This is a genomic window from Georgenia sp. Z2081, from assembly GCF_055326445.1.
Window position 1 is genome coordinate 57,803 of record NZ_JBUZNK010000010.1, and the last position, 22,582, is coordinate 80,384.

Annotated in this window: 21 protein-coding genes; 14 read left to right on the forward strand and 7 right to left on the reverse strand. The window is 73.8% G+C overall.

What is annotated here, in order from left to right:
- Window positions 1-48: 48 nt before the first annotated feature.
- Window positions 49-300 carry a DUF6458 family protein gene (locus ACZLKG_RS13075; protein ID WP_463648986.1) on the reverse strand — a complete coding sequence of 84 codons (252 nt, stop codon included), beginning with the start codon at window positions 298-300 and terminating at the stop codon, window positions 49-51.
- A 117-nt stretch (window positions 301-417) separates the two neighbouring features.
- Window positions 418-2,100: a phosphoglucomutase (alpha-D-glucose-1,6-bisphosphate-dependent) gene (pgm, locus tag ACZLKG_RS13080; RefSeq protein WP_463648987.1), complete on the reverse strand. Its 1,683-nt coding sequence runs from the start codon at window positions 2,098-2,100 to the stop codon at window positions 418-420.
- 121 nt (window positions 2,101-2,221) lie between these two features.
- On the opposite strand from pgm, the gene ACZLKG_RS13085 reads away from it, so the two are divergent.
- Complete coding sequence (locus tag ACZLKG_RS13085; RefSeq protein WP_463648988.1) at window positions 2,222-2,704, forward strand: hypothetical protein; 483 nt, start codon at window positions 2,222-2,224, stop codon at window positions 2,702-2,704.
- Between the two features lie 143 nt (window positions 2,705-2,847).
- The gene (locus ACZLKG_RS13090) at window positions 2,848-3,597 is read left to right on the forward strand and encodes a hypothetical protein (protein ID WP_463648989.1); all 750 of its coding nucleotides are present in this window, start codon (window positions 2,848-2,850) and stop codon (window positions 3,595-3,597) included.
- A gap of 25 nt (window positions 3,598-3,622) precedes the next feature.
- Here the strand turns inward: ACZLKG_RS13090 and ACZLKG_RS13095 are convergent, their stop codons facing one another.
- Window positions 3,623-4,915, reverse strand: coding sequence for an MFS transporter (locus ACZLKG_RS13095; RefSeq protein ID WP_463648990.1), 1,293 nt, complete (start codon window positions 4,913-4,915; stop codon window positions 3,623-3,625).
- A 54-nt stretch (window positions 4,916-4,969) separates the two neighbouring features.
- Between ACZLKG_RS13095 and ACZLKG_RS13100 the strand changes: the two genes are divergently transcribed.
- The 5 genes from ACZLKG_RS13100 to ACZLKG_RS13120 all read left to right on the forward strand — a co-directional run bounded on the left by ACZLKG_RS13100 (window position 4,970) and on the right by ACZLKG_RS13120 (window position 9,180).
- A complete protein-coding gene (locus ACZLKG_RS13100) occupies window positions 4,970-5,722 on the forward strand; it encodes a helix-turn-helix transcriptional regulator (RefSeq protein WP_463648991.1) in 753 nt (250 codons plus the stop codon).
- Between the two features lie 76 nt (window positions 5,723-5,798).
- Complete coding sequence (locus ACZLKG_RS13105) at window positions 5,799-6,146, forward strand: rhodanese-like domain-containing protein (protein WP_425710100.1); 348 nt, start codon at window positions 5,799-5,801, stop codon at window positions 6,144-6,146.
- 56 nt (window positions 6,147-6,202) lie between these two features.
- The gene (locus tag ACZLKG_RS13110; protein WP_463648992.1) at window positions 6,203-7,078 is read left to right on the forward strand and encodes a DUF5926 family protein; all 876 of its coding nucleotides are present in this window, start codon (window positions 6,203-6,205) and stop codon (window positions 7,076-7,078) included.
- A gap of 159 nt (window positions 7,079-7,237) precedes the next feature.
- Window positions 7,238-8,209: a glycosyltransferase gene (locus ACZLKG_RS13115; protein WP_425710102.1), complete on the forward strand. Its 972-nt coding sequence runs from the start codon at window positions 7,238-7,240 to the stop codon at window positions 8,207-8,209.
- Between the two features lie 116 nt (window positions 8,210-8,325).
- The gene (locus ACZLKG_RS13120) at window positions 8,326-9,180 is read left to right on the forward strand and encodes a sulfite exporter TauE/SafE family protein (RefSeq protein WP_463648993.1); all 855 of its coding nucleotides are present in this window, start codon (window positions 8,326-8,328) and stop codon (window positions 9,178-9,180) included.
- 56 nt (window positions 9,181-9,236) lie between these two features.
- Here ACZLKG_RS13120 and ACZLKG_RS13125 read toward each other — a convergent pair whose 3' ends face one another.
- Window positions 9,237-11,591 (reverse strand): hypothetical protein, encoded by a 2,355-nt coding sequence (locus tag ACZLKG_RS13125; RefSeq protein WP_463648994.1) that lies wholly within the window; start codon window positions 11,589-11,591, stop codon window positions 9,237-9,239.
- 119 nt (window positions 11,592-11,710) lie between these two features.
- On the opposite strand from ACZLKG_RS13125, the gene pheA reads away from it, so the two are divergent.
- Window positions 11,711-12,640, forward strand: a complete 930-nt coding sequence (gene pheA / locus ACZLKG_RS13130; RefSeq protein ID WP_425710105.1) for a prephenate dehydratase — start codon at window positions 11,711-11,713, stop codon at window positions 12,638-12,640.
- A 75-nt stretch (window positions 12,641-12,715) separates the two neighbouring features.
- Here the strand turns inward: pheA and ACZLKG_RS13135 are convergent, their stop codons facing one another.
- Window positions 12,716-13,537, reverse strand: coding sequence for a ParA family protein (locus ACZLKG_RS13135; RefSeq protein ID WP_463648995.1), 822 nt, complete (start codon window positions 13,535-13,537; stop codon window positions 12,716-12,718).
- Between the two features lie 160 nt (window positions 13,538-13,697).
- Here ACZLKG_RS13135 and ACZLKG_RS13140 point away from each other — a divergent pair, with 160 nt between their 5' ends.
- A complete protein-coding gene (locus tag ACZLKG_RS13140; protein ID WP_425710107.1) occupies window positions 13,698-14,105 on the forward strand; it encodes a TOBE domain-containing protein in 408 nt (135 codons plus the stop codon).
- Between the two features lie 24 nt (window positions 14,106-14,129).
- Here the strand turns inward: ACZLKG_RS13140 and ACZLKG_RS13145 are convergent, their stop codons facing one another.
- Together ACZLKG_RS13145 and ACZLKG_RS13150 are read right to left on the reverse strand one after the other, a co-directional pair.
- The gene (locus ACZLKG_RS13145; RefSeq protein WP_463648996.1) at window positions 14,130-15,395 is read right to left on the reverse strand and encodes a diacylglycerol/lipid kinase family protein; all 1,266 of its coding nucleotides are present in this window, start codon (window positions 15,393-15,395) and stop codon (window positions 14,130-14,132) included.
- Between the two features lie 70 nt (window positions 15,396-15,465).
- A complete protein-coding gene (locus ACZLKG_RS13150) occupies window positions 15,466-15,780 on the reverse strand; it encodes a YbjQ family protein (RefSeq protein WP_425710109.1) in 315 nt (104 codons plus the stop codon).
- A gap of 137 nt (window positions 15,781-15,917) precedes the next feature.
- Here ACZLKG_RS13150 and serS point away from each other — a divergent pair, with 137 nt between their 5' ends.
- From serS to ACZLKG_RS13175, 5 genes are all read left to right on the forward strand, one after another.
- On the forward strand, window positions 15,918-17,192 hold the full coding sequence (gene serS, locus ACZLKG_RS13155; RefSeq protein WP_463648997.1) for a serine--tRNA ligase: 1,275 nt from the start codon (window positions 15,918-15,920) through the stop codon (window positions 17,190-17,192).
- Entirely contained in the window at window positions 17,189-18,514 is a 1,326-nt protein-coding gene (locus ACZLKG_RS13160; RefSeq protein ID WP_425710111.1) for an HAD hydrolase family protein, read from the forward strand. Before serS ends, ACZLKG_RS13160 begins: the two co-directional genes overlap by 4 nt.
- Before the next feature lie 230 nt (window positions 18,515-18,744).
- Window positions 18,745-20,142 carry an ABC transporter substrate-binding protein gene (locus ACZLKG_RS13165; protein WP_425710112.1) on the forward strand — a complete coding sequence of 466 codons (1,398 nt, stop codon included), beginning with the start codon at window positions 18,745-18,747 and terminating at the stop codon, window positions 20,140-20,142.
- A 4-nt stretch (window positions 20,143-20,146) separates the two neighbouring features.
- Window positions 20,147-21,508 carry an ABC transporter permease subunit gene (locus ACZLKG_RS13170; protein WP_425710113.1) on the forward strand — a complete coding sequence of 454 codons (1,362 nt, stop codon included), beginning with the start codon at window positions 20,147-20,149 and terminating at the stop codon, window positions 21,506-21,508.
- Complete coding sequence (locus ACZLKG_RS13175; protein ID WP_425710114.1) at window positions 21,505-22,512, forward strand: carbohydrate ABC transporter permease; 1,008 nt, start codon at window positions 21,505-21,507, stop codon at window positions 22,510-22,512. Before ACZLKG_RS13170 ends, ACZLKG_RS13175 begins: the two co-directional genes overlap by 4 nt.
- Window positions 22,513-22,582: the final 70 nt, after the last annotated feature.

The window sequence follows — 22,582 nt, forward strand, 5'->3', positions numbered from 1 at the left end:
GGGCGCCCCCGACGCCGGGTGTGCGCCCGCTCGCCGGCGCTGCGGTCGTCAGACGCGCGGGTCCCGGGGGTCGCGCGGGTCGCGGACCTCGACGTCGGGCGGACCGGTGCGCTCGACCCGGGTGACGTGCTCCGTGCGGCGCTTGGACACGATCTGGATGATCCCGATGATGACGGCGACGGCGCCGACGCCCATGAGGATGTAGCCGACCATCGTGAGGTCGACCTCCGCGATCGAGTCCTGGACCGCGAACGACAGGATCGCACCGACCGCGATGAGGATGATGCCGAGGGCAGCCATCGCGCCTCCTCGTTCGTCGGGGGCCCGCCGGTCGGGCCCCGGTGGCCCCAGGATGGCAGGACATCGGTGATCGCGCGCGGGGTGGGCGGCGCGCGTCGACCGGGACCGCGCGGAAGGCTAGGCGCCGAGCGCGCTCCCGACGACGGCGCGCGCCTCCTCCTGTACGCGGGCGAGGTGCTCCTCGCCGAGGAAGGACTCGGCGTAGATCTTGTACACGTCCTCGGTGCCCGAGGGGCGCGCGGCGAACCAGGCGTTCTCGGTGGTCACCTTGAGCCCGCCGATCGCCTCGCCGTTGCCGGGCGCGTCGACCAGGCGGGACGTGATCGCCTCGCCCGCGAGCTCGGTGGCGGTGACGTCGTCGGGGGCGAGCTTCTTCAGGCGGTCCTTCTCCTGAGGGGTCGCGGGGGCGTCGATGCGCGCGTACGCGCTCGCGCCGAACCGCTCGACCAGCTCGGCGTGCCTGCGGCTCGGCGAGGCGCCGGTGACGGCCGTGATCTCCGAGGCGAGCAGCGCGAGGAGGATGCCGTCCTTGTCGGTCGTCCACACGGTGCCGTCGGTGCGCAGGAACGAGGCGCCCGCGGACTCCTCCCCGCCGAAGCCGACCGAGCCGTCGAGCAGGCCCGGGACGAAGTGCTTGAACCCGACCGGCACCTCGATGAGCCGACGGCCCAGCGAGTCGGCCACGCGGTCGATGAGCGAGGACGAGACGAGGGTCTTTCCGATCGCCGCGTCGGCCCGCCAGCTCTCGCGGTGGGAGAAGAGGTAGTCGATCGCGACGGCGAGGAAGTGGTTGGGGTTCATCAGGCCGCCGTCGGGGGTGACGATGCCGTGCCGGTCGGCGTCGGCGTCGTTCCCGGTGGCGATGTCGAAGGGTGCCGCGGCGCCGCCGGTGGTCGCCATGGCCTCGCGCAGGGACGCCATGGCCGACGGCGAGGAGCAGTCCATCCGGATCTTGCCGTCCCAGTCCAGGGTCATGAACCGCCAGGTCGGGTCGACGTCGGGGTTGACCACCGTGAGGTCGAGGCCGTATCGCTCACCGATCTCGCCCCAGTACGCGACCGCCGCACCGCCGAGCGGGTCCGCGCCGATGCGTACGCCGGCCGCCCGGATCGCGTCGAGGTCGAGGACGTTGGCCAGGTCGTCCACGTAGGCGGACATGAAGTCGTGGGGCCGGGTGGACTCGGCCGCGAGCGCCCGCTCCACCGGGAGGCGCTCGATCTGGCCGACCCCGCTCCCGAGCAGCTCGTTGGCGCGGTCCGCGATGGCCGACGTCGCCGCCGAGTCCGCCGGGCCGCCGTGCGGGGGGTTGTACTTGAAGCCCCCGTCGCGCGGCGGGTTGTGGCTGGGGGTGATGACGATGCCGTCGGCCAGACCGGGCCCGTCGAGGCGGAGCCCGCCGGTGGTGCCCGCGCCGTTGGCCCGCAGGATCGCGTGGGACAGCGCCGGTGTGGGGGTGTACCCGTCGCGGGCGTCGACCCGCAGCTCGACGCCGGCCGCCGCCAGGACCTCGACCGCGGTGGTCCACGCCGGGTCGGACAGTGCGTGCGTGTCCTTGGCGAGGTACAGCGGGCCGTCGACCCCGGCCGACCGGCGGTGCTCGACGATCGCCTGCGTGATGGCGACGATGTGCGCCTCGTTGAACGCGGTGTCCAGGCTCGAGCCGCGGTGGCCGGAGGTCCCGAACGCTACGCGCTGCGCCGGATCCTCGGGGTCGGGCGTGCGGTCGTAGTAGGCGCCGCGCACCTCGTCGACGTCGATGAGGTCGTCAGGCTGGGCGGGCGTGCCGGCGCGGGGGTCCATGGACTGATCCTGCCAGCAGCGGGCCCGTTCTTCGAGGGGGTGGTCACAAGCGTCGCCCGCCGACGACGGACGGGCAGAGGTACCGATGGGCGTCCGGTCTCCCGCCTGCCAGGATCGGCCCGTGACCGTTCCCCACCCGAGCAACCCGTACGCGTCGCCGCCCACCGGTGGCCACCCGGCACCGCGCCGTCCGGGTTGGATCGTCGCAGCCTCGATCCTCGTGTGGGTCATCGCCCCGTGGCCGCTCCTCTACGGCCTGTTCGCCACGTTCATCGGCGGGCTCGGACGGATGCTCGACGCCGGCGGTTCCCGCGTGTTCGGTACGCTCGGGCCCGCGACGGAGACGCTGATCATCGGGATTGCCTGCGTGGCCGTCTCGAGCCTCGCGATCGTGCTTGCCGCCCTGCTCTGGCAGGGCCGCAACGGCGCACGTATCGGGCTCACGGCGACCGCCCTGGTCGCGGCCGTCGCGCTCGTCGTGCGACTCCCGGAGGCCGAGGGCAGCCCGATCCTCGGGCTCGCGCTCGCGGTGTTCGTCGTCGTCGCGATGTGGCTCCCGGCCAGCTCTCGGTACATCCGGATGCGCCGCGCGCTGCGGCCGTGAGCCGGTCCGCGGGGACGCGTACGACGAGGGCGGACCCGGTCGGCCGACCGGGACGGACGTGCGGCGTCGTCCGGGGCACGTCTGCCCGGTGGGCGCTCGTCACACTTCGGTCCCGACGGGCGGGAAACTGCCAGACTTGACGCATGTCGAACAGCTACGGGCAGGACGGGTGGGGCCAGGCGCCCCAGCAGGGTGACCCCTGGGGCCAGAACCAGCAGGGCGGCTTCGGCCAGCAGACCCCGTACGGGCAGAGCCCGGCGGACCCGGGCGTGCCCGAGGCCCCGCGCTATGGCGCCTACGCCCAGCCCGGCGAGCCGCAGTTCGGCGCCTACGCCCAGCCAGGGGACCCGCAGTACGGGCAGAACGCTCAGTACGGCCAGAACGCTCAGTACGGGCAGCAGCAGGGTGGCCTGCCCGCCTACCAGGGCCAGGACACCAATCCCTTCGCCGCGCCGCAGCCCTACGGCGCGACGCCGATGCACGGGGGGCCCGTGCGCCGACCGGGCATGCTCAGCGCCGCCTGCATCATCCTGTGGGTGATCTCCGGGTTCGCGCTGCTCGGCGGGATCGGGGTGATGGCCATGCAGCCGTCGGAGCTCGGGTTGAGCAGCCAGGACAGCGGCGTCCAACAGACCGTCGGCGTCGTCATCATGGTCATGGCCGCGCTCTACGCACTTCTCACCGTGTTCGTCTGGAAGGGCTCCAACGTCGCCCGCATCATCCTCACCGTGCTCCTCGGTCTCTCGCTCCTCGGCAGCCTCGCCCAGCTCGGCCAGGGCGTCGATGCCGGGGCCACCGTCATCGGACTGATCCTCGTCATCCTCGTACTCGTCTTCATGTGGCAGCGCACGAGCACGGACTACATGAAGTACCGCGCGGCTACCAAGAGGTAGTCGCGCCTGCGCCGCCGCGCACGGGTCAGGCGCGTGCGTCGGCACGTCCCGGCGGGGCCCCGGTGTCCGCCCCGGCGTCGTCCGGTGACCTGCCTGTGCCGTCCGCCGATGGCGGACCCCCGTCGCCTCCCGGTGCCCGGCCTCCGGCGTCGCCGGCCGTCGCCGACCGGGGATCCCGCAGCCTGACGAGGGCGAGCGCGGCGATCGCCGGGAGGGCGATCATCGGTAGCAGCGCCTGCTGAAGGCCGACCCGGTCCGCGAGGGCGCCGATCGCGGGGGAGGCGAGCCCGCCGATCGACACGGCCAGCCCGAGCGTGACCCCATTGGCCGTCCCCATGTGGCGGGGCAGGTAGTCCTGACCGAGGCTCACGTGCAGGGAGAACGGCACGTACAGCGCCACGGACACGAGCGGGACGAGCAGGAACGCTGCCGGGCCCGGCACGAGGAGCAGCCCGGCGAGCAGGGGCACGGCCGCGAGGTACGCCCCGCGCAGGATCGAGGTGCGTGGCCACCGGCGGGCGAGGTGGCCGCCGATGGCTGTCCCGAACGCACCGCCGGCGTAGAACACGAACAACGACGCCGCCGCGGCCGCCTCACCCACCCCCTCGTGCCGCCCCATGAACAGCACGAGGAACGAGCCGAGCCCGACGAACACGATCGAGCGGCAGACGATGGCGACCGACAGGCGTCCGAACGCCGACCAGTCGTCCCGGCCACGGGAGCGCGTGGACGCCGCACCGCCGACCGCGGACGGCCGGGCGCGTCGTCGCCCGGCGAGCGCGACCGCCACGACGCCGGTGAGCGCAGGGACCACCAGGAGCGGGCTCGCGGCCAGGCCGAGGAGCCCGATCGTCGGAGCCACGACCAGCGGCCCCGCGGCGAAGCCGATGTTCCCGCCGAGCGAGAACCACGCCATCACCACGTGGTCGTCCCGCGCCAGCTCCCGGGCCCGCCCGGCAGCCGCCGGGTGGAAGGCGGCCACCCCGACGCCGGACACCCCCACCACGGTCGCCGTGACCCAGAAGTACTCCGAGACCGACACGGCCCCGATGCCCAGGCCGGCCAGCAGGATGCTCACCGGGATCAGCCACGGCATCCGCCACCGGTCGCCCAGCGCCCCGAAGATCGGCTGCACCACGGAGGAGGACAGCGAGAAGGCGAGCACGATGCCGGCCGACGCCGCGTAGCTGTAGCCGCGCTCGAGCACGAGGAAGGGCACCAGGGCGGCGACGGCCCCCTGGTAGAGGTCGACCGTCGCGTGGGAGTAGGCGAGGAGGCGGGCCGAGCGGCGCGCCCGGGTCGGGACGACGGAGGTCATGCCCCCACCCTGAGGCGCGTACGGCATTGCGCACCTTCGCTAGTGTGCCAACTTGTGTCGAGAATCCGCCATCACCCGGAGGCGCCCACCGAGGTGCGGCACCTGCCCGGCGGCGCGGGCGTCGACCTCCACCGCCACGACGGCCCGCAGCTCATCAGCGCGAGCACCGGCGTGCTGGAGGTGCTCACCGCAGAGGGCACGTGGTTCACGCCGCCCACCCGCGCCGTCCTGGTCCCCGGCGGGACCGCGCACACCTGGCGGGTCCACGGGGCCACCACCGTGCGGATGGTCGGCATGCCGACGCCGACGCAGACGTCCGTGAACCACCCCGACGACCCCGCCCCGTCCCTCGTGGTCGTCACGCCGCTCGTGCGCGAGCTCCTCGTCGCCTGCTCGGAGCAGGGGCGCGCCGAGACACCGGCCGAGCGCCGGCTGCTGTCCGTCCTCGCGGACCAGGTCCTGCCGGCCCCGGAGGCCCCCACCGTGGTCCCAGCCCTCCGCGACGAGCGGCTCCGGCGGGTCGCGCAGGTCGTCGAGGAGCGGCTGGCGGAGGGCCCGAGCCTGTCCGACGTCGCGCGAGAGGTCGGTGCCGGCGAGCGCACGCTCTCGAGGCTCTTTAGCAGCGAGCTCGGGATGAGCTTCACGACCTGGCGCCACCAGGTGCGCCTGCACCGGGCGAACCTCCTGCTCGCCCAGGGGCGCTCCGTCACCCGGGTGGCGGCCGACTGCGGCTACGCGACGCCGAGCGCGTTCATCACGGTCTTCCGGGCCGCTCTTGGCCGCACCCCGGGATCGGTCTACCGGTAGGTGCGCCCCCGCCGGCCGGTTCACCTCCGCGCGGACAGCACTGGACGGACGGCGCAGGGCCAGGAAGGCTGGAGACATGCCCATCCCCGACGCACCCAGCACCATCACGATCGCCGACCTTCCCGGCCAGACCATCCCGGAGGGCTACACGCTCCTCGACGTCCGGGAGGACGACGAGTGGGAGGCCGGCCACGCCCCCGGCGCGGTCCACATCCCGCTCGGCGAGCTCACCGAGCGGGCGGACGAGCTCGGCGACGACGACATCCTCGTCATCTGCCGCACCGGCGGACGCTCAGCCCGCGCCGCGCAGTGGCTCAACCAGTCCGGCTACGACGCCTGGAACGTCGACGGCGGGATGACCGGTTGGGCCGCCGCCGGCCGTGAGATCGTCGCCTCCGACGGCTCCGTGCCCGAGATCATGTGACGCTGCGCCGCGGCCCGGGCGCACCCCTGGCCGCGGCGCAACTAGGCTTGCCTGTCATGGGTAAGGCATCGAGGCGCCGCGCGCGCCAGCAGGAGCGGCCGACGCGGGTGCGCCCGCCGAAGGTGGAGTACGTCGAGCGGCCCTTCGAGGGGCTGGCCGCGGAGACCGACCTCGTGGCGATGCGCGAGATCGTCCCCGCCGCGACGATCCCCGTCCGCACGACCGCCGACCACGGCGGGGCGGACGTCCTCATCGCCAGCCTGCTGCCGGACCTCGCCCCGGCCCTGCGCCGCGAGGACGGCACGATCCTCGTCGGCATGCAGACCGCGAGCAGCTCCGGGGACGCCTCCCGGGACGTGGCGCACGCGCTCCTGCGGGCCCTCGAGCTCGAGCCCGGCCAGCCCCTGCCCGTCGGCGGACTGCCGGAGCCCGGCCCGCGCCTGCAGGACATCCTCGACCCGGGCGTCGAGCCCGTGGTCACCGTCCACGAGGACTTCGCGTACTGGCTCTCCGACGAGCAGCGCGGCGAGGCCGACGTGGCCCAGGCCGTCAAGGACAGCGCCGAGCAGATTGTGCCCACCGTGCACATCGACTCCGCGGGCTCGGCCTACTGGTGCCGGATGGGCCGCGAGTTCGTCCGGTGGGTCCGCCCCGAGGACCCCGAGGCCGTCTTCGACGCCCTCGCCCGCCTGCACGCCGCGCGCGAGTCCGCGATCGAGGAGGGCACCCGGTTCGTCGGCGCCTTCCGCACGTGCGGGCTGCTCGTGCCCGTGTGGGAGCTCGCCGAGGGCACCGAGGCGGACCAGATCGCCCGCCCGCTGGCCGACCTCGGCGCGCGCCTCGACGCCGCGCTCGCGATCGAGGAGCCGCTCGACCCCGACGCGCGTCGCGCCCGGGCCGGCCTCGTCAGCCGCCAGGTCTCCCTGCGCTGACGCACCGCCGGGGACACCGCCGACCGGTCACCTGCACGACGAGCAGACATACCGTCGGCGCCCCTTGCGCGGGGGCCCCGCCTCCCCGCACGGCTCGCCGGGCCGCCCGTTCGCGGACAGGTCACGGACCGTGGCGTGCAACCTGGTTAGGCTAAGGCTGTGGCGCAGGACTCCAGGCGGGTGGCGGTGGTCGTCCCTGCCAAGGACGAGGGCACACACATCGCTGCCACCATCCGTGCCTGCCGGGCGATCCCGCACGTCGATCTCGTCCTCGTCGTCGACGACGGGTCGACGGACGACACCCAGCACGTGGCACGCGCGGCCGGCGCCGTCGTGGTCCGCCACTCCGTCAACCGCGGCAAGGCGTCCGCGATGGAGACGGGTGCATCGGTCGTGTCGATGCGGGACCTGCCCGACGCCCCGGCCCGGGCGCTGCTCTTCGTCGATGCCGACCTGCAGGACTCCGCCGTCGGGCTGTCCCCGCTCGTCGAGGCCGTCCTCGCCGGCGAGACGGACCTGGCGGTCGCCGTCCTGCCGCCCCAGAAAGGCTCCGGCGGCCGCGGTCGCGTGGTGCGGATGGCGCGCGCCGCCATCGAGTCCGCCACCGGGTTCGTCAGCGCCCAGCCGCTGTCCGGGCAGCGGTGCCTCACCCGCCGCGCCTACGAGACCGCGCAGCCGCTCGCGCGCGGCTGGGGCGTCGAGGTGGGCATGACGATCGACCTGCTCGTCGCCGGGCTCACCGTCCAGGAGATCCCCTGCGACGTCAGCCACCGCCCCACCGGGCGGGACATCGCCGGGCGCATGCACCGCATGCGCCAGTACCGCGACGTCGCGATGGCCGTCGCCGGTCGCGTCTCCCGGAGGCACAACGTGCCGATGAGCCGGCGCAGCGCCGAGGCGGACGACCAGCAGCCCGGCGAGCCCTACCGCGCGTGGGCACCCCGGCGTCCCGACGAGCCCCCCGACGACGCCACGCCCGTGGACGCGGGGCGGGTCGACGCCCGGGAGGCCGGCGGGAAGCGCGGCGACGCGGCGCTCACCGGACCGGCGGCGCAGGATCCGGCAGGCGAGCCCACGGCGGAGACCCCCGAGTCGCCCGACTCCGCGGGGTCGGCCCACTCGCCCGCGTGACCCCGGGCCGCGTTGTCTGCCGCGGCGGGGTCCGGTGCGGCGGGTCGCGCAGCGAGCTCCGCGGCCGCGCGGGTCGCGGCCGCGGGCCTCGCGCGACGCTCCGATAGGGGACGCCCGTGGAGACCCTCGTCCTCGCGGCGGCGATCGGTGTGCTCGTCGGCGTCGTCGTCGGCACGCTGGGGGCCGGCGGGGGAGTGCTCACGGTCCCGGCGCTGGTCTACCTCGTCGGGTTCGACCCGCACGCGGCGGCGACCGCCTCGCTCGTCATCGTCGGGGCCACCTCCCTGGTCACGCTCGTCCCGCACGCGCGGCGCGGCCACGTGCGGCTGCGCGGCGGGCTCGTCTTCGGGGCCGTCGGCGCGGTCGCGGCCGTGGGTGGTGCGTGGCTCGCCCACCTCGTCGACGGCCCCGTCCTCATGGCCGCGTTCTCGGTGCTGCTCCTCGGCGTCGCCGTCCTCATGGCCCGCCGCGCGACGACGGAGCGTCGTTCGGCATCCCCGGAGGAAGCCTCGGAGGCGGCCCCCGAGGCGGCTCCCGAGCTGGCCACCGGGGCGGTCGCCGGGGCGGTCGCCGGGGCCGACGGGGTGCGGCGAGGAGTACTCGTGCTCGTCGGGCTCGCGGCGCTCGTCGGCCTGCTGACGGGGCTCTTCGGCGTCGGCGGGGGTTTTGCGGCGATCCCCGCCCTGGTGCTCGCTCTCGGCTATCCGGTGCGTGACGCCGTCGGGACCTCGCTGCTCGTCATCACCGTCAACTCGGCGGCCGGCCTGATCGCCCGCGTCCCGCAGGGCATCGAGCTCGACTGGCCGCCGGTCCTCGCGTTCGCCCTCGCCTCGACGATCGCCGGCCAGCTCGGCGCCCGGCTCTCGACCCGGGCCTCCACCACCGTGCTCACTGGAATCTTCGCGGCGCTGCTCGCCGTGGTCGCGGTGCTCACGGCCTCGCGCGCGCTGCCCGCGCTGCTCACCGGCTGACGCGGCCGGCCCGCCCGGGCAGGACCTCAGGCGGTGGCGCTCACCCGGGCCGGACCTCAGGTGGTGGCGCTCACCCTGGCCGGCTCCTCGGGCAGGGGGCCGTGCCGGGGCCGCTCGAGCAGCCAGGACGTGAGCAGCACGAGCGTGAGCGGCACGACGAGCGCGATGCCCAGTGCCGGGATGACGATCCCGGAGTCGTTGACGGCGAACCCGATCACCCACAGGATCACCAGCGACACCGCGGCCGGTCGCAGCACGAGGGCCGCCTCCGGCAGGGCGCGCGCGTCGGCCGCGGGGCGGTCGCCGACCGCGGGCTCGGCCGGGCGGCGCACGAGCCACCCGTAGTCCGAGGTCGCCGCCGTGTCCGGTCGCCGCAGCGGACGGGCCACGAGCACGACGACGACGATCGCCCCCACCGCGGCCATCACCGTGAAGGGCGAGGACACCAGGATCTCGAGGTTGCGGCCGAGCTTGCGCCAGATGACGTCGAACGCACCGCCGTCGAGGACGGTGGCGAAGAAGCGGCCCAGGTGCGAGCGCTCGTCCGGGGGGCGCAGCCAGTCCAGCAGCGAGACGCCCCCGACCACCACGACCGTCACCACACCGATGACCAGGATCCGCGGCCAGGTCAGCCGGACGCGCGCCACGAGCAGCGCGAGCACGACGAACGCGGGGATCATCGCGGGAGGCCCGCCGAAGTCGGCGCCGATCGCCGGCCAGCCGTCGATCACCGTGGCGACCGCGCCGATCACCAGCGCCGAGACGGCCGCGACCCGTATCCGCCCGCGGGCGACGAGCGCCTGCGCGAGGGTCGCCGCGAGCACGAGCGAGGCGGTCGCGAACAGGGTGAAGTAGTGGTTCGACATGCCGTAGTAGCGCGCGCCGATCTGTGGCTGGGTCCCCAGCACGGACCCGAGGAACAGGTGCGAGCCGCCGATGACGTCGGCGGCGATGACGACCGCCGTCGCCCCGGACACCACCGCCAGGGGGCCCACGATCGATCTCCGCCACGGCCCGGCGCCGGCGATCAGGGCGAGCAGGACGGCGCCGCCCAGGGTCGCGCCCGCGAGCGCGAGGCCGGGCTCGCCGGCGCGCCACCACGGCAGCACGGAGGAGGCGATGAGGGCGAACGGAAGGGAGGCCACGACCAGTGCCGCGCTGCGCAGGACCCGCAGGACCGTGCGCCTCGCCCGCTCCGTGCCACCCAGCGCTGCCAGGACCCGGCGGTTGAGCCCGACGAGGGCCGCCGCGCCCAGGGCGATGTTGAGCCCGACCAGCCACAGCACCGCCGGCGAGACCAGCGGCGCGACCGCGGCTGCCCGCAGTCCCACGTCGCGCAGGCCGTCCGCCCGCGCCTCCGGGTCGTCCTCGACCTGGCGGGTGACGATCGGGGAGCCCACGAGCCCGCCCGGTCGTTCGACGTCGAGCAGGGACAGGACGGTCGGCAGGAGGTCGGGGGCCTGGACCATGCCGTCGGTCCGGGTGGCCGGGGAGGTGGCGAGGCCGGAGCCGTCGTCCGCGCCGGCGATCGTCAGTGCCTGGAGACTGGAGCTGCGCGTGCCGTCGTAGAGGGAGGCGAGCAGGACCGTCGGGTCTGTGCCGCTCTCCTCGATCGCGTCGACGACGGCGCCCACGCGGCGGTCGAGCGCAGGGGTGGGGAGGCCGAAGTAGTCGCGTTCGCCGTCCGGGACGCGGCCGGTCGCCTCGGCGGGGTCGAGGTCGACGACGACGACGTCCGCACCGTCCGCGAGAGCGGCGGCCACCTCCTCCGCGAGCGCGTCGTCCTCCTCGGGTGCGGGGCGCGCGTCGGCGACCGAGCCGTCCGGCTCGGCGAGGGCCACCGCGGCACCTGGGCCGATCGCGACCGGGCTGCGGCCCGCCTCGCCGAGGGCTTCGCCCAGCGTGCCGGGGACGGCGTCGAAGCGATCTGCCCGCGCGTTGTCGACGTAGTCCGACCAGCCGGCCACGGACCAGTCCTGGCCGGTGTCGGCCGGGACCTCGGCCGGCGGGACGCAGTCGCCGCCGTCGCGCTCGCCGGACGCCCGCTGCCCCGCAGAGACGGCGAGCCAGCCGTCGGTCCGGCACGTCGTCGAGCCGACGGAGCGCACCACGAGGTTGGCCGAGTACCCCTCGGCGACGAGCTCGGCGATCCGCGGCGTGCCCTCGGCGTCGATGTTCCGCCAGGTGAGCCCGCCGGTGCCGAGGAGGACCACCGGGGCGTCGTCGTCGGGCCCCGCCGTGCGGGGGTCGCCGACCGCGGTCGTGGTCGCGGACCCGGCCGGAGCGCCGGTGGCGCCGTTGGCCAGCAGAGGCAGGATGAACGGGCTGACCATCGCGATCATCACGAGGACGCCGAGCACCAGCATGACCGTGCGGCGCCGGTCGGAGCGCCTCCGGTCGTCGCGCCTCACGCGAGGACCGGCCGTGGGTGGATCGGGCCGGAAGACATGCGTCCGAGGGTACGTGCCGTCGGCCGTCCGGCAGGTGCGGGACCCGTCACGCGGGGGTCGGTCGCGGATAGGCTCGGCCGGTGCGCTACACCTACCTGGGCCCCGAGGGCACGTTCACCGAGGAGGCCCTCAACCAGATCCTCGACCCGGCCGACGTCGCCGAGCCGAGCACCGACGTCCCCGGCGCGCTCACCGCGGTGCGCGAGGGCCGGTTCGACCGGGCGGTCGTGCCGATCGAGAACTCCGTCGAGGGCGGCGTGAACGCGACCATCGACTCGCTGGTGGCGGGCGAGGAGCCGCTCGTCGTCGTCGCGGAGATGCTCGTGCCGATCCAGTTCGACCTGATCGCGCGCGAGGGGACCGAGCTGGCCGACGTGCGCCGGATCGCCACCCACCCGCATGCGTGGGCGCAGTGCCGCGGCTGGGTCGCCGAGCACCTGCCCGGCGCGGTGCACGTCCCCGCGACCTCCACGGCTGCCGCCGCGGGGATGCTCGCGGACGAGGGCGAGCCCGGTTTCGACGCGGGCATCGTCTCCCCGCTGGCCGGGCGTCGGTACGAGGTGCCGGTGCTCGCCCACGACGTCGGGGACAACCGCCAGGCCGTCACCCGCTTCATCGCCGTCTCCCGCCTCGTCGCGCCGCCCCCGCCGACCGGCGCCGACAAGACGACCCTGCTCGTCCACCTGCCCGACGACGAGGCCGGCGCCCTGCTCACCATGCTCGAGCAGTTCGCCGCGCGCGGGGTCAACCTCTCCCGCATCGAGTCGCGCCCGATCCGGGACGCCATCGGCCGGTACGCCTTCTCCATCGACGCCGAGGGGCACGTGACCGACGAGCGGGTCAAGGCCGCGCTGCTCGGCCTGCGCCGCGTCTGCCCCGTGGTGCGCTTCCTCGGCTCCTACCCGCGCGCCGACCAGCGCCGCCCGGTGCTCGCCCGCGGCACGTCGGACCAGGAGTTCCACGAGGCGCGGGCCTGGGTGTCGGCCCTCGCGGACGGCACCGCCTTCTGACCCATTTGGCGAGTGAGCCGACTTCTGCCTGTCCGACGTGGCGAGTGAGCGGACTTCTGCCTGCCGGGTGAGCGTCTACTCGGCTCGGGGTCGGTCGTCGATCAGCTGGGCGGCCAGTCGCGAGTAGTGCTGAGCGAGCTCGCTGTCCGCCTTCCAGATACCGAACGGGCGCTGACGGTTCGAGGGTTCCCCGTCCTCGGTCGGGAGCGCCGGGACGACGGGAGACAGCGCGAGCTCCGACCAGCCGGTGGCGGCCGCGAGGTCGGCGACCGTCGACGCGTCGGGTCCGGAGCCGCGAACCGGCGCGCCCACCACGACCCCACGCAGGCGCACGAGGTCCGGTCCGGCGTCGTCCCCGACGAGCGTCTGGTACCTGTCCACGCTCGTGAGGATGTCGCCGACCTCGGCAAGGTCGCCGGGGGAGCCCGACGTCGTGACGATGACGTCCGTGGCAGCGTTCAGCGCCGCGACGAACCGCGCGCCCGACCGGATCCGGCCGCAGTCGATGACGACGACGTCGAACTCGTCGGCCGTCGTCAGGGCGTGGCGCAGCTGCGGACCGGCCCCGGCGCGGGGCTCCCTCGAGGGCCCCGACGACGCCGGGAGCAGCTTGAGCCCGGCGTGGTCGCGGGTGGGGACCGAGAGCGAGCGGGCCCACCCGAGCGGGTAGCGGTCGTCGAGGATCGCGCCGACGTCCTGTCCCTTCTCCCAGGGGGCGGCCTGGAGCCAGCGCGTGGCCTCGCCGTCGGGGGAGAGGTCCACGAGGAGGACGGTGAGGTCGGAGCGGGCGGCCTCGAGCGCGAGCGCGACCGCCGTCGTCGCGCCGAAGGAGGTCGTGCCCGAGTGTGACACGGCCAGGACCTGGCGGCCTGACCTGGGGGTCGTCGTCGCCGTCATGGAGTCACGCTATCGACCGCGCGGGCGGCGCGAGTCCCCCGGCGGGGGGACAGGAGCTCACCCATGGGGAGGAATCTCGGTCAGTCGTCGGGCAGGAGTCCGATCACTCGTCGATGATGATCCCCGAAGTTTCCGCAGGTGCGCGAACTAGCATCTGCTCATGCCGCACATCCGGATCCGCGCCGTGGCCGATCTTCTCGGGGTCTCCGACGACACCGTGCGTCGCTGGGTCGACCAGGGTCGCCTCGAGGTCGTCGACGACGGCGGCAGGCGCTCCGTCGACGGCGCGTCGGTCGCCGCCCTTGCGCAGGAGCTCGCGAGCGAGAAGTCCGTGGACTCCCTCGACGACGGTATCGACCGCCGGTCGTCCCGGAACCACCTCACGGGCATCGTCACGCGCGTCGTCTCCGACCAGGTGATGAGCCAGGTCGAGCTTCAGTGCGGCGCCTACCGGGTCGTGTCCCTCCTCTCGACCGAGGCCGTCGATCAGCTCGGGCTCGTGGTGGGCTCCCCCGCGACCGCGGTCGTCAAGGCCACCAACGTCTCCATCGAGGGCACGGGCACCTGAGGCCTGAGCCGGGCAGGAACCCGCTCACTCGTCGAGCTTCTCGGGGTGTCGTTCGGCCGGCTCGCCCGGCACGTGCTCTCCCTCGCGCGTCTGCAGGCGGTCGGCCGGGACCGGGTAGCGCATCTGCAGCGCCCCCTGCTCGACCCGCACCTCGATCGCCCCCGAGGTGCTCAGCAGGTCGCCGTCGAGCTGGACGTGTGCGGTGTCCTGGGCCGCGACCCGGATGCGACGCGCGGGCTTGAACAGCAGCTCGCTGCCGGGCAGGTCGCCCGTCCGCCGCCGGCCGGCCCGCTGGGCGAGGACCGACAGGCCGAGGTTCGCCCAGCCGACGAGGCCGAAGCGCGTGTCGACCGTCACGACCTCGAGCACTCCGTCGTCGAAGCGCGAGTCCGGGGAGAGGACGAGGTTGCCGGGCAGCAGCCCGCAGTTGGCGAGCATGACGGTGCGGACCTTGAGGTCCTCGGGCGCGGCGTCGTCGACCGTGACCGAGACCTTCAGGCGCGACTTCACCATGTTCTTCACGCCGCCCACGAAGTAGGCGGCCCAGCCGATCCGCGACTTCAGCTCGTCGCCGGTCTCGCGGACCATGTCGGCGTCGAACCCGAGCCCCGCGATGACGGTGAACGCGTGCCAGCCGTCGCGGCCGGCGTCCGCCTCGTCTGCAAGGATCCCCTCGGCGTCGCCCGAGCGGTCCCGCCCTGCGTCCTCGACCCGCAGCCAGCCGACGTCGACCGGGCGCGGCTCCTCCGAGGTCGCGATCCGCACGAGCTGGTCGGTGTCCTCCAGCGGCAGGCCGAGGTTGCGGGCGAGCAGGTTGCCCGTGCCGAGCGGGATCACGCCCATCGGGGTGCCGGTGCCGGCGAGGATCTCCGCGACCGCCCGGACGGTCCCGTCACCGCCTGCGGCGACGATCGTGCTCGCCCCGGCGCGCAACGCCTCGGTGGCCTGGCCGCGTCCCGGGTCGTCGGCGGTCGTCTCGTACCAGAGAGGCTCGGCACGCCCCTCGCGCCGGGCGGCCTCCTGGAAGTGCCGGCGCAGCTCGTCGGGATCGACGTTCTTCGAGGGGTTGACGACGACGGCGACCGGCGGCGGGACGGGGCGGCCGGCCCTCGCCGCGGCCTCCTCCCGGGCGGCCCGCTCCTCGTCCAGCAGCCGAGCTGCCTCCGCGTTCGCGGCGGCCGACTCCCGCTCGAGCGCGCCGCGCCTGCGCGCGACGGAGACCGTGACGAGGAGGGTGGGCAGCGCGACGACGAGCGCGACGACCAGGACGATCAACCATTCCGAGGGCACACCTCACGGTAGCCCGGAGCGCACGGTGCGGCGCGGCGGTGGGCGCGTGCCTCCCGTCGCCCGACGAGGATCAGGCGATGCGCACGGCGGTCCCGGAGGCGGTCACCATCATCATCCCCTGGCCGACCGACTCGTAGTCGATGTCGACACCGACGACCCCGTTCGCGCCGAGCTCGATCGCACGCTGGACCATCTCCCCGAGCGCGGACTCGCGGGCGCCACCGATCTCGCGCTCGTAGCCCTCGGAGCGGCCGCCCACGAGGTTGCGGAACCCGGCCCCGATGTCCTTGAACATGTTGATGCCGACGACCGTCTCCCCGGCGACGACGCGGATGTACTCCGCGATGTTCGCGTTCTGGATGGTCGCTGTGGTGGTGACGATCATGGGACACCCCTCGTGCCTCGGTGGGACGGATGGACGGACGGGCCGCACGCGGTCCGCCGGACATCCTGGCACCGCTCGCGACACCACGGCAGGGTCCAGGGCGGGGAGGTGTTCCCGGTCCGGCATAGGCTCGGGGCATGATCGATGTGCGTGCCCTGCGCGAGGACCCCCAGACCGCGCGCGACAGCCAGGTGTCCCGAGGTGCGGATCCGGGTCTCGTCGACCGGATCCTCGAGGCGGACCAGGCGCGTCGCAGCACGCTCGGTGAGTTCGAGTCGATGCGCGCGGAGCACAAGGAGTTCTCCCGGGGCGTCGGGAAGGCCTCGCCCGAGGAGCGGCCCGCGATCCTGGCGCGCGCCAAGGAGATGGCCGAGGAGGTCTCCGCCGCGCAGGAGCGCGCCGACGCCGCCGCTGCCGCCGCGGACGAGCTCCTGTGGCAGATGCCGAACATCGTGGCGCCGGGCGTGCCCGCCGGCGGCGAGGACGACTACGAGGTCCTCGAGCACGTGGGCACCCCGCGGGACCTGGCCGCCGAGGGCGTGACCGTGCGCGACCACCTCGACATCGGGGAGTCGCTGCGCGCGATCGACGTGCGTCGCGGCACCAAGGTGTCCGGCGCGCGGTTCTACTACCTCACGGGCATCGGTGCGCGCCTCGAGCTCGCGCTCCTCACCCGCGCGGCGGACCGCGCCGAGGAGGCCGGCTTCACGCTCATGACCACGCCGACGCTGGTCGGCCCGCAGATCATGGCCGGCACCGGATTCCTCGGTGCCCACGCCGACGAGATCTACCACCTGCCCGCGGACGACCTGTACCTGACGGGCACCTCCGAGGTGGCGCTGGCCGGCTACCACGCGGACGAGATCGTCGACGTCTCCGCGGGCCCGCTGAGGTACGCGGGCTGGTCGACCTGCTACCGCCGGGAGGCCGGCTCCTACGGCAAGGACACCCGGGGCATCATCCGGGTCCACCAGTTCAACAAGCTCGAGATGTTCTCCTACGTCCACGCCGAGGACGCCGCCGAGGAGCACGCCGCGCTGCTCGAGCTCGAGCGGGAGATGCTCGACGCCGTGGAGCTGCCCTACCGGATCATCGACACCGCGGCCGGGGACCTCGGGCAGTCCGCTGCCCGCAAGTTCGACTGCGAGGCGTGGCTGCCCAGCCAGGAGCGCTGGATGGAGGTCACGTCGACGTCGAACTGCACGACCTTCCAGGCCCGCCGCCTGGGTACCCGCGAGCGCGGGGAGACGGGCACGACGCCGGTCGCCACCCTCAACGGCACCCTCGCCACGACCCGGTGGATCGTCGCTCTGCTGGAGAACCACCAGCAGGCCGACGGCTCGGTCCACGTGCCCGCGGCGCTGCGTCCCTACCTCGGGGGTCGCGAGGTCCTCACGCCGGTGGCTGCGTGACCCCCCGCGACGACGAGGCCCTCGTCGCCACGCCCGCCGGGGACCACGCGATCCTCGACGCCGGGGCGGACACGCTGCCGGTCGAGCAGGACCAGGCAGGAGGTACCCGGACCGACGGCGAGACCCGGGCCGACGGCGTCACCCGGGCCGACGGCGGGAGCGACCTCGGGCCGGCCGGCGCCACGGTGGTCGACGAGGAGGCCGACGCCGACCTCGTCGACGGCGAGGAGGACCTCGACGGCACGGACCTCGACGTCGACGAGGCCGACCTCGAGCCCGACGCGCACGAGGCCGGGCCCGCGGACCCCGACCTCGAGAACGGGACCGACGTCCCCGACGAGGCCCCCGACGACGATCCTGCCGTCGGTGGTGAGCGCCGTCCGGGAGGTCGGACCGCCCCCGCCGTCGGGGCCGCGCTGACCAGGGCCGCCTCCTGGGCGCGGTCGGTGGTGCGTCGACGCCCGCGCCCCCACCCGCTGGTCGAGGCCGTGTCCGCGCTGCCCGAGGCGGGGCCGGAGCTCCTCGTGGCGCTCGACATCGACGGGACGATCCTCCACCACGACACGACCCTGTCCCCGCGCGTCGCCGAGTCCGTCGCGGCGCTGCAGGACACCGGCACCCACGTCATGCTGGCGACCGGACGCTCGGTGTTCGCGACCGTCCCCGTGGCCCGCCAGCTGCGCCTCAACAGCCGGTACGCGATCTCCTCCAACGGCGCCGTCACGGTGCGGCTCGACGAGGACGCGCCCGACGGGTACGAGCTCGACCACGTCGTCACGTTCGACCCGGAGCCGGCCCTGCGCGCCCTGCACCGGGCGATCCCGGACGGGGTGTTCGCCGTCGAGGACGTCGGCACGGGCTTTCGCCTGTCCTCGCCCTTCCCACCCGGCGAGCTCGGCGGGGAGTGGGAGCTCGTCGACTTCGAGGACCTGTGCTCGCGCGAGGTCACCCGGCTCACGGTGCGGGCCGCGCACCTCGACGCGCAGACGTTCCAGGAGGCCGTCCACTCGGCCGGCATGCAGTCGGTGACCTACGCGATCGGCTGGTCGTCGTGGGTCGACGTCGCCCCGGAGGGCATCTCCAAGGCGACCGCTCTCGAACGCGTCCGCGACCTCCTCGAGGTCGAGACCACGGCGACGGTCGGCGCGGGGGACGGTTCGAACGACGTCGAGATGCTCTCCTGGGCCGGGCTCGGGGTCGCGATGGGCGGGGCCCGCGCCGAGGTCAAGTCCTACGCCCGGGCCGAGGTCGGCCCGGTCGAGGCCGACGGGCTCGCCGACCTGCTGGACCTCCTCGCCCGACCCCGCCGCTCCTCCCGCTGACGTCGGTCCGCCGGACCTGCGCACCGCCCGCTGACCTCGGTCCGTCGCCCCCGGCGCACCGCCCGCTGACTCCGGTCCCTCGGACCTGCCGGCGCCCCCTCGGGCGCTCCCCGCGACCTCCCCGGGCCGTGACTGGTTCGAGACATCGAGATGGCCTCCGATGCAGCGCCCGAGGCCTACGCTGACCGGGATCATGGTGTGCATCACCGGTTGGCCAAGGAGGGCGAACAATGGCACGAGGCATGGGGCGACGCCGCAGCATGGCGGTCGTCGCGGGTCTGACCGCGGCAGCGATGCTCGCGGCCTGCGGTGGCGGTGCGGACGACGACTCGGAGGACACCGGCGACGACGGGTCGTCCGAGAACGGCTCCGACGGCGGTGACAGCGGTGACGGCGGCGGCGCCGAGCTGCCCGAGCTCGAGGGCTACGCGGACCTCGGCGGCGAGACGCTCGTCGTGGCGTCGGACTGGTCCGGCGCGGAGCAGGAGAACTTCGAGATCGTCCTGGACGCCTTCGAGGAGGCGACCGGCGCCGAGGTCACCTACGAGTCCTACGGCAACAACGTGGCGACGACGATCGGCACCCGGGTCGAGGGCGGCAACCCGCCGAACCTCGCGCTCATCCCGCAGCCCGGGCTCATGGACCAGCTCGCTGCCGACGGCAACATCGTGCCGCTGTCGGAGGACACGCTCGCCGCCGTCGAGGAGAACTACGCGGAGACGTGGATCGACCTCGGCTCGGTCGACGGCGAGGTCTACGGCGTCTGGTTCAAGGCCGCCAACAAGTCGACCATCTGGTACAACACGCAGGTCTACGAGGATGCGGGCGCCGAGGTGCCCGAGACCTGGGAGGACTTCGTCTCCACCCTCCAGCTCGTGTCGGACTCCGGCGTGCCGGGCCTGTCCGTGGGCGCCGACGTCGGCTGGCCGCTGACCGACTGGTTCGAGAACGTCTACCTGCGCACCGCGGGCCCGGAGATGTACGACCAGCTCGCCGACCACGAGATCCCCTGGACGGACCCCAGCGTCGTCGAGGCGCTGGAGACCCTCGCCGAGGTGTGGAGCAACGACGCGCTCCTGCTCGAGGGCGGTGGCCAGCGGTCGTTCCCCGACTCGGTCACCTCGGTGTTCTCCGACCCGCCGGAGGCCGGCACCGTGTTCGAGGGAGACTTCGTGGCCGGCAACATCGCCGACCAGACCGAGGCCGTCGTCGGCGAGGACGCCCTGTTCTACCCCTGGCCGACGATGAACGACTCCGCCCCGTCCGTCATGGGCGCCGGCAACGTCGCGGTCGCGTTCGACGAGAACGAGGCCACGTCCGAGCTCATGCGCTACCTCGCCTCCCCGGAGGCCGCGAACATCTGGATCGAGCTCGGCGGCTTCACCTCGCCGAACCAGAACGCGGACCTCGACCTCTACCCGGACGAGATCTCCCTGGAGATCGCGCAGAACCTCGTCGACGCCGAGGTGTTCCGGTTCGACCTGTCCGACCTCGCGCCGTCCGCCTTCGGCGGTACCGAGGGCGAGGGCATGTGGCAGATCCTCATCGAGTTCTACACCGACCCGTCGGACCCGGAGGCCACGGCCCAGGCCCTCGAGGACGCAGCGGCCGCCGCGTACGGCGGCTGACGACGTGACCTCGGCCGAGACCACCGCGGCCGAACCTCGCGGGGGGCGCGCACGGCGCGCCCCCCGTTCGGGGTCCCGGCAGTGGCTGGTCCTTGTCATCCTGCTCGGGCCGGCGGTCCTCGTCCTGGGGGCCCTGGTCGCCTACCCCATCGTCTACTCGATCACCCGGGGCCTGTTCGACGCCTCCGGCGACACCTTCGTCGGCCTGGGCAACTACGTCGACATGTTCACCGACCCGCAGACCTTCCGGGCGCTGCGCAACAACGCGATCTGGGTGCTCGTCGCGCCGGCGGTGTGCACGGTGCTCGGCCTCGTCTTCGCGGTGCTCATGGAGCGCATCCGCTGGCAGACGGCGTTCAAGCTCATCATCTTCATGCCGATGGCGATCTCCATGCTCGCCGCCGGCGTCATCTTCCGCTCGGTCTTCCAGCAGAACCCGGACATCGGCCTGGCCAACGCCGTCATCGTCTCCGTGCAGGAGATGGTCGGCGCCGAGTCCACGTCCTACCCCGATGCGCGGCCGCGGCCCGAGGGCCCGGTCGCGCTCGAGGAGACCGGTGAGATGACCTCGACCGAGGAGATCGCCGCGGGGTCCGTCGTCGAGGTCCCACTTGTCGGCATCTCCGAGGAGAGCCGGCCCGACGACGCCGTCGACGCCGTGACGGCACCCGCCCCGGGCGCGGACCAGGTCACCGGAACGATCTGGTTCGACTTCATCGTCGGCGGCGGCGGGACGAACGGCGAGGTCGGCGACGGCAAGCCGGGCCTCGGCGGCATCGACGTGGTGCTCACCGACGCCTCCGGGGCCGAGGTCGGCACCGCGGTCACCCAGGACGACGGGACCTTCGTCGTCGAGGGCCTCGATCCCGGGGCTGAGTACACGCTCACGCTCCCGGCCACGAGCTTCGCCCCCGGCGCCGCCGGCATCGACTGGCTCGGTCCGGGCCTCATCACGCCGGTGACGATCCTCGCCTACGTGTGGATCTGGGCCGGGTTCGCCATGGTGATGATCGCGTCCGGGCTGTCCTCGGTCGACCGCTCCCTGCTCGAGGCCGCCCGCACCGACGGCGCCAACGAGTGGCAGGTCTTCCGCAAGATCACCGTGCCGCAGCTGGCGCCGGTGCTCATGGTCGTCATGGTCACGCTCGTCATCAACGTGCTGAAGATCTTCGACCTCGTCTACGTCATCCCGCCCGGGGTGTCGAAACCCGCAGCCGACGTCATCGCCACGCGCATGTGGACCGTGTCCTTCGGCGGCGGCAACAACCAGGGGCTCGGCTCGGCGCTCGCGATCTTCCTGCTGCTGCTCGTGCTGCCCGCGATCCTGCTCAACATCCGCAACTTCCGCCGAGGAGGTCAGGCATGACGGCCGTCGTCGGCACCACGCCGCCCGTGGACGGTCCGGACCGCGACGACCGTGCCGACGTGGGCGGACCCGGCAGCGGTTCCGGCGGAAGCGGCGGTGCCCCCGGGAGCGGCGGCGGCGCCCCGCTGCCGCCCGCCACCCCGCCCGGATCACGTCCCGGCGGGGGCTCGCGCGTCACGCGGTTCCTGGGCCGCGGCATCGTCAACGTGGTCCTCGTCGTCGTGGCGCTGGTCTGGCTCGTGCCGACCGTGGGCCTGTTCTTCTCCTCGCTGCGCAGCTCGCAGGCCAACGCCCAGTCCGGCTGGTGGGCGGGGTTCCTCGACCTGTCCCAGTTCTCGATCGACAACTACCGGGGCCTGCTCCAGGCCGACTGGATCATGTCGTCCCTGTGGAACACGGTGCTCATCGTGGTCCCGTCCACCCTGCTCGTGGTGGGCCTGGGCGCGATGGCGGGCTACGCGCTCGCGTGGGTGCGGTTCCCGGGGCGGGACTGGCTGCTCATCGTCATCATCGCGTTCATGGCGGTGCCGCTGCAGGTGGCGTTCATCCCGCTGGCCCGCCTGTTCGGCGACATCGGGATCTTCGGCTCCGTCACGGCCGTAGTCCTGTTCCACACCGCCTTCGGGCTGCCGTTCGCGGTGTTCCTGCTGCGCAACTTCTTCATGCAGATCCCCAACGAGATGCTCGAGGCCGCACGGATCGACGGGGCGAGCGAGATGCGGATCTTCGTGCGCATCGCCCTGCCGCTGGCGATGCCGTCGATCGCCTCGCTCGCGATCTTCCAGTTCCTGTGGTCCTGGAACGACATGCTCGTCGCCCTGCTGTTCGCCTCCCCGCAGAGCCAGCCCATCACCGTGGCCCTGCAGTCCCAGCTGCGGCAGTTCTCGTCGAACATGGACGTGCTCTCCGCGGGCGCTTTCCTGTCGATGATCGTGCCGCTCATCGTGTTCTTCGCCTTCCAGCGGTACTTCGTCAGCGCGCTCATGGCGGGGTCCCAGAAGTAGCGGCCGCTCCGGCCCCGTGCCCTGGGGGCGGCGGACGCGTCGTGACGTTCCGCGCCCCGGGGCGGTCGGA

Excerpts from the sequence above, each read along its gene's own strand:
- ACZLKG_RS13075 (WP_463648986.1), bottom strand. The coding sequence starts at position 300 with ATGGCTGCCCTCGGCATCATCCTCATCGCGGTCGGTGCGATCCTGTCG.
- pgm (WP_463648987.1), bottom strand. The coding sequence starts at position 2,100 with ATGGACCCCCGCGCCGGCACGCCCGCCCAGCCTGACGACCTCATCGAC.
- ACZLKG_RS13090 (WP_463648989.1), top strand. The coding sequence starts at position 2,848 with ATGTCGAACAGCTACGGGCAGGACGGGTGGGGCCAGGCGCCCCAGCAG.
- ACZLKG_RS13095 (WP_463648990.1), bottom strand. The coding sequence starts at position 4,915 with ATGACCTCCGTCGTCCCGACCCGGGCGCGCCGCTCGGCCCGCCTCCTC.
- ACZLKG_RS13105 (WP_425710100.1), top strand. The coding sequence starts at position 5,799 with ATGCCCATCCCCGACGCACCCAGCACCATCACGATCGCCGACCTTCCC.
- ACZLKG_RS13110 (WP_463648992.1), top strand. The coding sequence starts at position 6,203 with ATGGGTAAGGCATCGAGGCGCCGCGCGCGCCAGCAGGAGCGGCCGACG.
- ACZLKG_RS13135 (WP_463648995.1), bottom strand. The coding sequence starts at position 13,537 with ATGACGGCGACGACGACCCCCAGGTCAGGCCGCCAGGTCCTGGCCGTG.
- ACZLKG_RS13140 (WP_425710107.1), top strand. The coding sequence starts at position 13,698 with ATGCCGCACATCCGGATCCGCGCCGTGGCCGATCTTCTCGGGGTCTCC.
- ACZLKG_RS13150 (WP_425710109.1), bottom strand. The coding sequence starts at position 15,780 with ATGATCGTCACCACCACAGCGACCATCCAGAACGCGAACATCGCGGAG.
- serS (WP_463648997.1), top strand. The coding sequence starts at position 15,918 with ATGATCGATGTGCGTGCCCTGCGCGAGGACCCCCAGACCGCGCGCGAC.
- ACZLKG_RS13165 (WP_425710112.1), top strand. The coding sequence starts at position 18,745 with ATGGCACGAGGCATGGGGCGACGCCGCAGCATGGCGGTCGTCGCGGGT.
- ACZLKG_RS13175 (WP_425710114.1), top strand. The coding sequence starts at position 21,505 with ATGACGGCCGTCGTCGGCACCACGCCGCCCGTGGACGGTCCGGACCGC.